This window comes from Antarcticimicrobium sp. (genome assembly GCF_029212575.1).
Lineage (GTDB): Bacteria > Pseudomonadota > Alphaproteobacteria > Rhodobacterales > Rhodobacteraceae > Antarcticimicrobium.
On record NZ_JARGPK010000083.1, the window covers coordinates 1 to 10,333 of the forward strand.

Genomic DNA, 10,333 nt, shown 5'->3' on the forward strand with positions numbered 1-10,333 from the left:
TCCGCCCCGACCTCCTGGCCCTGCGCCTGCTGGCCGCCGACAGTCATGCCCTGCGGCAGGTGCTGGTGCCGGTGCTGGCCCGGCTGACCGACAATGCGATCCCACGTTCATGGATGACCTGACATGCAATTGACCCCCCGCGAAAAAGACAAGCTTATGGTGGCGATGGCCGCCGAGGTGGCCCGCAAGCGGCTGGCGCGTGGCGTCAGGCTGAACCACCCCGAGGCCATCGCGCTGATCACCGACGCGGTGGTCGAAGGCGCCCGCGACGGGCGCAGCGTGGCCGAGATGATGACGGCCGGCGCCCAAGTCATCACCCGGGACCAGTGCATGGAGGGCATCCCCGAGATGATCCACGAGGTCCAGGTCGAGGCCACCTTTCCCGACGGCACCAAGCTTGTCACCGTTCACAACCCGATCCGCTAAGGAGATACCCGATGAAACCCACTGCCCCGCTCGCCGCCCTGACCGTTCTGACCCTCGCCGCGCCCGCACTGGCCCATGAGGGCGCGCATCTGCATCCCCACGGGATCGGCGCCGGCACGCTGCTGCTGCTCGGCTCGGTGATCGCGGCCGGGCTGGTCGCCGTCGCGGTCAAGGTGCGCAAATGATCCCGGGCGAGCTTTTCCCGGCCGAAGGCACCCTGACCCTGAACGCCGGGCGCGGCGCGATCACGCTGATGGTGGCCAATACCGGCGACCGCCCGGTGCAGGTCGGCAGCCACTACCATTTCGCCGAGGCCAACCCGGCGCTCGACTTTGACCGCGCGGCGGCGCGTGGCATGCGGCTCGACATCGCCGCCGGAACCGCCGTGCGCTTCGAGCCGGGCCAGCGGCGCGAGGTCAAGCTGATCCCGGTTTCCGGGGCGCGGCGCATCTACGGGTTCAACCAGCAGGTGATGGGGGCGCTGTGACGCCCGATACCGGCACGCCAAGACGGAAGGAGGTCCGACGATGCCACTGAAACTTGAAGGATCCTGCCGTTGCGGGGCCGTGCATTTCGAGGTCGAGAGCCACACGCCGGTCCCTTATCAGCAGTGTTACTGTTCGATCTGCCGCAAGACAGACGGCGGCGGGGGTTTTGCCATCAACCTCGGGGCCAATGCGGACAGCCTGACTGTCCGGGGCCGCGACGCGATCGGGGTGTTTCGCGCCGAAATCGACCGCGACGGGATCTGCCGCACCTCGAGCGCCGAGCGCCACTTCTGCTCCCGCTGCGGAAGCGCGCTCTGGGTCTTTGATCCGGGCTGGCCGGATCTGGTCCATCCGTTTGCCAGCGCCGTTGACACCGACCTGCCGCGCGCACCGGAACGGGTGCACATCTTTACCGCCGAGAAACCGCCCTGGGTTCCGCTGCCCGACGGACCAAAGGACACCCATTTCGCCGGGTACCCCGAACTGTCGCTCGCGGACTGGCACAAGACGCACGGCCTCTGGGTCGATTGAAGGAGAACCGAGGATGCCCGCAACGATTTCCCGCGCCGACTATGCTGCCATGTTCGGGCCAACCGTCGGCGACCGGCTGCGGCTGGCCGATACCGACCTGATCATCGAGGTCGAGCGTGACCTGACCGCCGAGGCTGCGGGCCGGGCCCAGACGGGCGGGTCCGGCGACAACGCGCTGGTCTACGGCGAGGAGGTCAAGTTTGGCGGCGGAAAGGTGATCCGCGACGGCATGGGGCAAAGCCAGGTCACCCGCGCAGGCGGCGCGGTCGATACCGTCATCACCAACGCGCTGATCATCGACTGGACCGGCATCATCAAGGCCGACGTCGGCCTGAAATCGGGGCGCATCACCAGGATCGGCAAGGCCGGCAACCCCGACACCCAGCCGGGCGTCGACATCATCGTCGGCCCCGGCACCGAGGTGATCGCGGGCGAGGGCCGGATCCTGACCGCAGGCGGGTTTGACAGCCACATCCATTTCATCTGCCCGCAGCAGATCGAGGACGCGCTGCATTCGGGCCTGACCACGATGCTGGGCGGCGGCACCGGCCCGGCGCATGGCACGCTGGCCACCACCTGCACGCCGGGGCCCTGGCATATCGGGCGGATGTTGCAGGCCGCCGATGCCTTTCCGATGAACCTGGCCTTTGCCGGCAAGGGCAACGCCTCGCTCCCCGCCGCGCTGGAGGAACAGGTTCTGGGCGGCGCCTGCGCGCTGAAACTGCACGAGGATTGGGGCACCACGCCCGGCGCCATCGACTGCTGCCTCTCGGTGGCCGACGACATGGACGTGCAGGTGATGATCCACACCGACACGCTCAATGAATCCGGCTTCGTCGAGAACACCGTCGCGGCGATGAAGGGGCGCACCATCCACGCCTTTCACACCGAGGGCGCGGGCGGCGGCCACGCGCCCGACATCATCAAGATCTGCGGCGAGGCGTTTGTCATCCCCTCCTCGACCAACCCGACGCGGCCCTTCACGGTGAACACGCTGGAAGAGCATCTCGACATGCTGATGGTCTGTCACCACCTCGACAAGTCGATCCCCGAGGATGTGGCCTTTGCCGAAAGCCGCATCCGCCGCGAGACCATCGCCGCCGAGGATATCCTGCACGACATGGGTGCGTTTTCGATCATCGCCAGCGATAGCCAGGCGATGGGGCGCGTGGGCGAGGTTCTGATCCGCACCTGGCAGACCGCCGACAAGATGAAGAAACAGCGCGGGCGCCTGTCCGAGGAGACCGGCGACAACGACAACCTGCGTGTCCGGCGGTACATCGCCAAATACACCATCAACCCGGCCATCGCGCACGGGATCGCCCATGAGATCGGCAGCATCGAGGAGGGCAAGCGCGCCGATCTGGTGCTCTGGTCGCCGGCCTTTTTCGGGGTGAAACCCGATATGGTGCTGATGGGCGGCACCATCGTCATGGCGCAGATGGGCGACCCCAACGCCTCGATCCCGACGCCACAGCCGGTCTATTCCCGGCCGATGTTCGGGGCCTACGGGCGCAGCGTGGAAAACTCCGCCGTCACCTTCGTCTCGGACGCAGCGCAAGCCTCGGGCATCGGCGCGCGGCTTGGGTTGGCCAAGGACACGGTCGCGGTGCGCGGCACAAGGGGCATCGGCAAGGCCGACATGAGGCTGAACGACGCCACCCCGCATATCGAGGTGAACCCGGAAACCTACGAGGTGCGCGCGGACGGCGAATTGCTCACCTGCCAACCGGCCGAGGTGCTGCCGATGGCGCAGCGCTATTTCATGTTCTGACGAAAGGGGCGAATGATGCGGATCTTCTTTAAAGGACGACGGACCGGGGGCGTGGCATGACCGTGCTGCCAGTGGCGCGCGCCGTGCGCGAACACCCGACCGGACCGGCGGACGATACCGTCACGCTCAGCTATGACGGCCGGTTTCTCCGGCGCAAGCGGCTGGTGGGCGATGGCGGGCTGACCTTTCTTCTCGACCTGTCCAAGACCACCTCGCTCAACGCGGGGGATGCGCTGATGCTGGCGGACGGGCGGCTCATCGCGGTCTGCGCGGCGCGGGAGCCGCTGCTGGAGGTGACCGGCCCGGACCTGCCGCGGCTGGCCTGGCACATCGGCAACCGCCATACCCCCTGCCAGATCGAGAGCGGACGGCTGCTGATCCAGCGCGATCACGTGATCCGCGACATGCTGCAGCTGATCGGCGCCACCCTGCGCGAGGTCGATGAACCCTTTACCCCCGAGGGCGGCGCCTATGGCCTTGGGCGCACCCACGGCCACGATCACGGCGCGTCCCACGGCGGGCACGATCACGACCAGTCCCATGACCACGCCCACTGACAGCCAGGTGCTGAAACTGGTGCAATGGCTGTCGCCCGCCTACCCGGTGGGCGCCTTCGCCTATAGCCACGGGCTGGAATCGGCGGCCTCAGCTGGGAATGTTGGCGACGCTGCGGCCCTCGAGGATTGGCTTGCGGATGTGCTGTGCCATGGTGCGGGCCGGTCCGATGTGATCTTTCTGGCGGCGGCGTTCCGGGCGGCGGATCGGGCGGGTCTGATGCGGATCGACGCGCAGGCCCGCGCCTTTGCCCCCTCGGCCGAGCGCCTGATGGAGACCGAGGCGCAGGGCCATGCCTTTGCCAAGACCACCGGCGCCGTCTGGCCCGGGGACGAACTGCCGCCGCTGAGCCATCCCGTCGCCCTCGGCCATGCCGCAAACCTGCATGGCCTGCCACTCCTGCTGACGGCGCGGATGTATCTGCAGGCCTTTGCCTCCAACCTGGTCTCGGCCGGCATCCGCCTGATCCCGATCGGCCAGACCGACGGGCAGAAGACGCTGAGCGCGCTGACGCCGCTGGTCGAAACCCTCGCTGAAAAGGCGATCGACGAAACGCCCGAGGATCTGTCCAGCACCGCGTTTCTGGCCGATATTGCCTCGATGAAACACGAAACCCAGTATTCAAGGTTGTTCCGCTCATGAAATCCCCAAACGGCCCCCTGCGCGTCGGCATCGGCGGCCCGGTCGGCGCCGGCAAGACCACGCTGACCGCCGCGCTGGCCCGCGCGCTGTCGCCCCGCCTCTCCGTCGCCGTCGTCACCAACGATATCTACACGCAGGAGGATGCCGAGGCGCTGATGCGCCAGCAGGTGCTGCCCGCCGACCGGATCAAGGGGGTCGAGACCGGCGGTTGCCCGCACACCGCGATCCGCGAGGACGCCTCGATCAACCTCGCCGCCATCGCCGAGCTGACTGACCGCTTTCCCGACCTCGATGTGGTGCTGATCGAATCCGGAGGTGACAACCTGTCGGCCACCTTCAGCCCGGAACTGGCCGACGTGACGCTTTACGTCATCGACGTGGCGGCGGGCGAGGACATTCCGCGCAAGGGTGGGCCGGCGATCACCAAGTCTGACCTGCTGATCGTCAACAAAACCGACCTGGCCCCCCATGTCGGCGCGGATCTGGGTGTCATGGCAAGGGACGCCAGGCGGATGCGCGGCAACGGCATGACCGTTTTCGCCGCGCTCAGGCAGGGCGATGGCGTGCCGGAGATCGTCGCGGGCCTGTGCGAGATCGGCGGGCTGGTGGCGGTCGAAGAGATCTGAACGGTATTCGCCTCCACGGTGCGCCCGGCTTGCGGGCCTGGCCACAGGCCCAGGTGGAATGCCCGCCGGCCAGCGCCGCGGGCCTGGCGTCAGAGGTCCAGCTCGATCACGCCGCCGGGCTTGGCGGCGCGGCTCTGGCAGGTGATCATCGCCGTTTCCCGCTGGGCCTTGGACAGGACGAAGTCGCGGTGCTCCACCTCACCCGACAGCACGCCGCATTTGCAGACCCCGCAAATGCCGTCGTCGCATTTCAGATCCACAGGCACCCCCGCCGCCTGCAAGACCTCGGCGGCGCTCCGATCCTCGGGCACCGGGAGTTCGCGCCCGTCCTTCAGCCGCAGGGTGAAGGGATGGTTCTCGTACTCGGGTTGCTCGGGAACCGAGAAATATTCAAGGTGACGCGCCTCCTCGGGGAACCCTGCCTGCTCGGCCGCGTCCATGACCCCCTGCATGTAGCGGTCCGGGCCGCAGGTATAGACATGCCAGCCCGGCCGATAGCCACCCAGAATCGCCGCCAGATCGGCGCGTGTTCCTTCGTCGGAGAAGTGATAGTGCACCTTGCCGGCCCATGGCGCTACGGCGAGATCGTCCAGAAACCCGGCGCCGGCCCGGTTCGAGCAGGAGTAATGCACCGCGAAATCCTTGCCCAGCGCGTGCAGCCGATGGGCAAAGGCGATCATCGGGGTGATCCCGATACCGCCGCCCATCAGCAATGTCCTGGTGGCGGTTTCCTCCAGTTCGAAATGGTTGATTGGTTTCGAGATGAAGATCTTGCGCCCCGGGGTGAAGATGCGGTGCATGAGTTTCGATCCGCCCCTGCCCGCATCCTCGCGCAAGACCCCGATCTGGTAGGTGGTGCGATCCGCCGGGTTGCCGCTCATCGAATACTGGCGCAGGAATTCGGGTGCGACGACGATGTCGAGATGGGCACCGGCGGTCCATTCCGGCAGGTCCGCGCCATCGATGCTGCGAAACTCGTACTTGGTGACGTCTGGGGTCATCTGTTCGGCCGTCGCGACCTCCACCCGGATCACCGGAGCATCGCCGGGAACGTGGTACTGGTGAAGATGTCCCCGCGCGCCCCGGGTCAGGCGCAGCTTGTATTCCTCAGCCGTCACCATGGCCTGATAGGCCTCGATCCCCTTCTCCCGATCCATCGGAAAGGGATAGGGCCAGGGGTGCGGGGCCAGCGGCGCGGGATAGACCGCCAGCGTCTGATCCTCGTATTTCAGGTCCAGATCGGTCTGCAGGTCGCGGCGGTTGAGCGGGTGTTTCGAGGGGCGATAGGCGCCGTCCTCCTCCAGCTCGATATCCCACCACCATTTCTTGACATCGTTCAGCCCGCCATGGCCCAGCGCATCGTCGAGCCGGGCAAGAAGCGGCGCGGCCTTGGGAAGGGTCATCGCGGCCCAGCGGAACGGTTTTTCTGCGAACAGCCCTTCGAGGTTCCACGGGCAGGTCTTCATGCAGCGCCCGCACATGGCGCCGCCCTTGGTGGTAATCCGGTAGGTGGCGCATTTCTGGCTGTCGGATTTCCAGATCTCGTAGCCGTTGAACATCAGCTTCGGCCCGGCGGTGATCGCGCCGGACGGGCATTCGCGGGCGCATTTGTTGCAGCTCTCGCAGAACGCCTGCAGGCCGAAATCGATCGGCTTGTCATGCGCGATGGGCATGTCGGTGGTCACCACACCGGCTTTCAGCCGTGGTCCGAGATAGGGGTTGAGAATAACCTCGCCGATCCGGCTGACCTCGCCCAGGCCGGAGAGAAGCAGGAGCGGCGGTTGCAGGACCTCGCCGTCCATCACGGTATGGGCCTTGGCCTTGTAACCCAGGTTGCGGATCTGCTGAGCGATCACGCCGCCGAGCAGCGAGAACCGCAGATAGGCGCGCATCGACTGGGCGACGCTGATCCAGTCGTCGCCGCTGGCGCCCTCCATGGTCTCATAACCCTGGTCGATGATCATGCTGATCGCCTGGTCGTGAGGGGGCTCGATGGGATCGCCCGCGGCATCGTGCGAGTACCACGCCCAGTCCGGGCAGCGGGACAGCCCGACCGCGTCGATGCCGAGGAAATAGCTCGCCGCCTTGATGTTCGCCGCGTTGCGCGTGGCATCTGTAGGGCGCGGCCCCTGCGGATTTGGCGCGCCATCCTGGATCAGGACAAAGGCCCCCAGCGCCCGGCGTTGCGCATAGGAGGGAGCCGCCTTTCGCGCATAATGACCGCCCTTGGCCCCCTCCTGCAGCGCCTTGCCCATATCGCCGAACTGGGCGCGGGCGAACATGTCGGCGCGTTTGGGAACCCGCGCCACATTCGCTTCGTCGATATAGGTGGTGGGATCCTCCACCCGCTTCAGCCGCTCGAACGGGTGGGCACCATCGACGAAGCGGCGGCTGTCATAGGGGTTTCGGTTGATCGCCGAGCGTTGCACGCCCTTTCCCAGCCGCCAGGCCAGCCCCCCGGAGCCCGGCTGGTCTGCCAGCGGTTTGTCGCAGGCAAGCTCCATCCGGCAGGTGACCGCCGCCACCCCGAAACGATCTCCGATAAACGGCGCGACGAGGCAGCTGCCGTCAGGACGTGCCAGCCCCGCAGCCACCGTCAGCCTGTTGAGGTCCACATTCGAGGCCGCACCGGAATGCGCCCTGGCCTCGAATCCCAGCAGCCGGATGTAGTTGGCCAGCACGCCTGCCGTCTCGTTCGCCCGCAGGCATGCGCGCTGGTCCAGGGCGTCGTCCAGCCAGTCACAGCCGTCTTCGTCCTGGCCCGGCTCGCGCGGGTTCTCGTAGAGATAGACGATGGCGTGGGTGTGCCCCGCGATTGTCGATGGCGGGGCCTCCATGCTGTCCTTCAGATCCGCCATGATCATGTCGATGCCGGAGGCCAGCGTTTTGGTCTGGCGCGTCTTCAGATCATGTGCCAGCCGGTCGATTTCGGGGTTGCGGATCGGCTCGTCCAACAGCGCCGCGCCCGGCAACCGGCAGATTCCCACCATCGCCGCATCGTTGAAATACCCGAACGCCTTGAGGTGATTGGCCCGCTCGACCGGGTCCGGGGGAATGTCCGATTGCACCGGGTTCACGATCCCGTCGCGGATCGCATCCAGCATCGCCTGATACTCGCGCATCGCGTTCACGATGCTCTGTGGTGCGTTCGGTCGGTTGAAGGAGATCGCGCGCATTGCCGGCACAGTAGACAGGTCCACGGTGTCTTTCCGCGCCAGTGTCTCCAGCGGAAAGGGGCCAAGATGAACCGGTCGTTTGCGATCTGAGAAAAGGCGGGGCATGGAGGTATCCTGGAGGGTCGGAGGAGGTGCCTTGATGTATCGCAGCCTCGGCGCTAAATATGTCACCCGAATGAGTGACAAGCCACCCGCCTCCCTCCACCGCGACAGGGTCGCCGCCCTCGCGGCCGCTGTGCCCGAGGCGGGCTTTGGCGCGGCCCTTCTCGACTATATCCGCGACGCCGCCGAAATCGCCGATTTCGGGGTCTTCTACATCTCGGACCTGAACCGTCCCGAGCCGGTGCTGTCGATCTGGTCGGGCCGCATGAGCGACTACTGGTTCAACCGCAATGCCCGAACCATCGCCTCTTTCGACAGCCTGCGACAGGATTTCTCTGACCGTATCGGGAAAGCTCCGCCAGAAGGACTGGTCATCGACCGCTGGCACCCGCCAAAGAACGACCCCCGTGCCCGGATCTATGCCCGGGACCGGGTCATCGAGCGGGTTTCTGTCGCGTCGCGGATCGGGCGCGGCGGGCTCGTGTCCTTTTACCTGCGCGGCGTCGAATCGGGCTGGCTGACCGATGCGGAACTGACGCGCCTGAAAACCGTGCTGCCGCTGGCGCATGAACTGATCGGGCTGAGGCACCGGATCGTTGGTGGTGGCGCGCTGTTGCCGCCGGCGCGCACGCCGTCGGATCTGCGGACGAACAACCTCGGCCGGTTTGCCGAACTGACGCCGCGCGAAGCCGAGGTCTGCGATCACGCCGCGCGCGGTCTGTCGGTATCGGGCACCGCGCTGGAGCTCGGCATTTCGGACAACTCGGTGCGCACATTGCGCAAACGCGCCTATCGCCGGCTGGGTGTCGCATCGACCGCGCAGCTTACTGCGCTGGTTTTGAACGCACCGCGCTAGGGGTTTTCCGCGTCCCAGGCCGCATGGGGCCGGTTGCCCGCCTTTGTGGTTCGCCCCCGAAACCGGCTTGCTCGGCCAGTTCACCCGACGCCCTCACTTGATCATACGCCGCCCGACCATGCGCGGGTTCCTGCCGACCCTCTTTTCGTGCTAGCATCGGCCACCGGAGGTTCGCATGTCCCCCAACCGCCTGCTCGTTCATCTTTTTCTTGCCCTGACCCTAGCGTTTTCGCTTCCGGCCGCAGCGAACAACGGCGGCGGCACCGGCGGAACGGGCGGCGGGGGAGGCGCCGCCGGCGGCGGCGGCGGCTTTTCAGCCGGTCTGTCATCGCGGGTGACAAAAGGCGTGGTGAAAACGCTGAACCGCGAATTCCACCGATGCCAGAAACTGCCGTCCGTCTATCGTTTCGACTGCTACAGGGTCGTCTACCGGCTGGCCTCGCGACAACTTCTGGGAAACCCTGCCTACAAGCCAGCGAGCTTAGTGCTGGAAACGGTCGAGACGAAGGTGGACCGGATCGTCAGGAAATACGTCGATCCGAATACACCACCGAAAAGAGCGGGGTTTCAGACCTACCGGGCGATCAAACCGGCAGCGGTTCCGCAAGCCAAGCGCGAGGTAGAGCAGGCATTGGCCGAGGCCGAAACCATGCTGCTTCGGTCGGCGGGCAAGAACAACAGCCATTTCGCCTCGATCGCGCAGGCGGTGAATTCCAACAAGGTGCTCTTGCGCTCTGCGCTGTTGGAGGTCTTCGGGCCGGTCTTTGCCTTGCTAGATTGACGCACCCCCTTGCATCCCTGGCCGGTTTTTCAGTATTTTCCGCGCGTCGGGGCCGTAGCTCAGTTGGGAGAGCGCGTCGTTCGCAATGACGAGGTCAGGGGTTCGATTCCCCTCGGCTCCACCAAATCGCACTTTTGTGTTGAAAAATCCACTAACACCTTGAACGGAAAGGTGATTTTAGAGGTTCAATAGGCTTTGTTGCGCAAATCGGTTGAGGGGCAAACTTCCCCTTGCCCCGGACAGACTCATCCTGCCGGCTTTGTAATGGGTATGCCAGGAGCGGTGTAGCGGTCGAAGACCGCGATGCGGATCCGGATTTCCGCGACCTGGCGATCAAAGTCTCTGGCCCTCAGGGACTGGCCCAGGAGTTTGATGC

At 66.0% G+C, this 10,333-nt stretch carries 11 protein-coding genes, 1 tRNA gene and 1 pseudogene; 11 read left to right on the top strand and 2 right to left on the bottom strand.

Annotation, left to right across the window (positions count from 1 at the left end; translation table 11 throughout):
• The first annotated feature begins 123 nt into the window (after nucleotides 1-123).
• From P1U75_RS17850 to ureG, 8 genes are read left to right on the top strand one after another with little or no spacing between them, the layout of a single operon-like run.
• Entirely contained in the window at nucleotides 124-426 is a 303-nt protein-coding gene (locus P1U75_RS17850; protein WP_300245643.1) for an urease subunit gamma, read from the top strand.
• Nucleotides 427-437: 11 nt separating this feature from the next.
• Nucleotides 438-611: a hypothetical protein gene (locus tag P1U75_RS17855; protein ID WP_300245645.1), complete on the top strand. Its 174-nt coding sequence runs from the start codon at nucleotides 438-440 to the stop codon at nucleotides 609-611.
• On the top strand, nucleotides 608-913 hold the full coding sequence (locus tag P1U75_RS17860) for an urease subunit beta (RefSeq protein ID WP_300245647.1): 306 nt from the start codon (nucleotides 608-610) through the stop codon (nucleotides 911-913). The genes P1U75_RS17855 and P1U75_RS17860 overlap by 4 nt, the downstream gene beginning before the upstream one ends.
• 40 nt (nucleotides 914-953) lie before the next feature.
• Nucleotides 954-1,445, top strand: coding sequence for a GFA family protein (locus P1U75_RS17865; protein WP_300245649.1), 492 nt, complete (start codon nucleotides 954-956; stop codon nucleotides 1,443-1,445).
• Nucleotides 1,446-1,458: 13 nt separating this feature from the next.
• On the top strand, nucleotides 1,459-3,219 hold the full coding sequence (gene ureC, locus P1U75_RS17870) for an urease subunit alpha (protein WP_300245651.1): 1,761 nt from the start codon (nucleotides 1,459-1,461) through the stop codon (nucleotides 3,217-3,219).
• Nucleotides 3,220-3,275: 56 nt separating this feature from the next.
• Nucleotides 3,276-3,776 (top strand): urease accessory protein UreE, encoded by a 501-nt coding sequence (gene ureE, locus P1U75_RS17875; protein ID WP_300245653.1) that lies wholly within the window; start codon nucleotides 3,276-3,278, stop codon nucleotides 3,774-3,776.
• Complete coding sequence (locus P1U75_RS17880; protein WP_300245655.1) at nucleotides 3,760-4,416, top strand: urease accessory protein UreF; 657 nt, start codon at nucleotides 3,760-3,762, stop codon at nucleotides 4,414-4,416. The genes ureE and P1U75_RS17880 overlap by 17 nt, the downstream gene beginning before the upstream one ends.
• On the top strand, nucleotides 4,413-5,042 hold the full coding sequence (gene ureG / locus P1U75_RS17885; protein WP_300245657.1) for an urease accessory protein UreG: 630 nt from the start codon (nucleotides 4,413-4,415) through the stop codon (nucleotides 5,040-5,042). The genes P1U75_RS17880 and ureG overlap by 4 nt, the downstream gene beginning before the upstream one ends.
• A gap of 89 nt (nucleotides 5,043-5,131) precedes the next feature.
• Here ureG and P1U75_RS17890 read toward each other — a convergent pair whose 3' ends face one another.
• Nucleotides 5,132-8,323, bottom strand: a complete 3,192-nt coding sequence (locus tag P1U75_RS17890) for a reductive dehalogenase (RefSeq protein ID WP_300245659.1) — start codon at nucleotides 8,321-8,323, stop codon at nucleotides 5,132-5,134.
• Nucleotides 8,324-8,357: 34 nt separating this feature from the next.
• Here P1U75_RS17890 and P1U75_RS17895 point away from each other — a divergent pair, with 34 nt between their 5' ends.
• The 3 genes from P1U75_RS17895 to P1U75_RS17905 all read left to right on the top strand — a co-directional run bounded on the left by P1U75_RS17895 (nucleotide 8,358) and on the right by P1U75_RS17905 (nucleotide 10,081).
• Nucleotides 8,358-9,176 carry a helix-turn-helix transcriptional regulator gene (locus P1U75_RS17895; RefSeq protein ID WP_300245660.1) on the top strand — a complete coding sequence of 273 codons (819 nt, stop codon included), beginning with the start codon at nucleotides 8,358-8,360 and terminating at the stop codon, nucleotides 9,174-9,176.
• Between the two features lie 175 nt (nucleotides 9,177-9,351).
• A complete protein-coding gene (locus P1U75_RS17900; protein ID WP_300245662.1) occupies nucleotides 9,352-9,957 on the top strand; it encodes a hypothetical protein in 606 nt (201 codons plus the stop codon).
• Nucleotides 9,958-10,005: 48 nt separating this feature from the next.
• Nucleotides 10,006-10,081: transfer RNA gene (locus P1U75_RS17905), tRNA-Ala, on the top strand.
• 121 nt (nucleotides 10,082-10,202) lie between these two features.
• On the opposite strand, the pseudogene P1U75_RS17910 reads toward P1U75_RS17905, so the two are convergent.
• A pseudogene (locus P1U75_RS17910) lies at nucleotides 10,203-10,333 on the bottom strand (IS5/IS1182 family transposase); the annotation flags it as partial.

Bases quoted from the DNA above. Each gene is read 5' to 3' on its own strand.
- P1U75_RS17860 (WP_300245647.1), top strand. From the start codon at position 608: ATGATCCCGGGCGAGCTTTTCCCGGCCGAAGGCACCCTGACCCTGAAC.
- ureG (WP_300245657.1), top strand. From the start codon at position 4,413: ATGAAATCCCCAAACGGCCCCCTGCGCGTCGGCATCGGCGGCCCGGTC.
- P1U75_RS17890 (WP_300245659.1), bottom strand. From the start codon at position 8,323: ATGCCCCGCCTTTTCTCAGATCGCAAACGACCGGTTCATCTTGGCCCC.
- P1U75_RS17880 (WP_300245655.1), top strand. From the start codon at position 3,760: ATGACCACGCCCACTGACAGCCAGGTGCTGAAACTGGTGCAATGGCTG.
- P1U75_RS17850 (WP_300245643.1), top strand. From the start codon at position 124: ATGCAATTGACCCCCCGCGAAAAAGACAAGCTTATGGTGGCGATGGCC.
- P1U75_RS17865 (WP_300245649.1), top strand. From the start codon at position 954: ATGCCACTGAAACTTGAAGGATCCTGCCGTTGCGGGGCCGTGCATTTC.
- P1U75_RS17900 (WP_300245662.1), top strand. From the start codon at position 9,352: ATGTCCCCCAACCGCCTGCTCGTTCATCTTTTTCTTGCCCTGACCCTA.
- ureC (WP_300245651.1), top strand. From the start codon at position 1,459: ATGCCCGCAACGATTTCCCGCGCCGACTATGCTGCCATGTTCGGGCCA.
- ureE (WP_300245653.1), top strand. From the start codon at position 3,276: ATGACCGTGCTGCCAGTGGCGCGCGCCGTGCGCGAACACCCGACCGGA.
- P1U75_RS17855 (WP_300245645.1), top strand. From the start codon at position 438: ATGAAACCCACTGCCCCGCTCGCCGCCCTGACCGTTCTGACCCTCGCC.
- P1U75_RS17895 (WP_300245660.1), top strand. From the start codon at position 8,358: ATGTATCGCAGCCTCGGCGCTAAATATGTCACCCGAATGAGTGACAAG.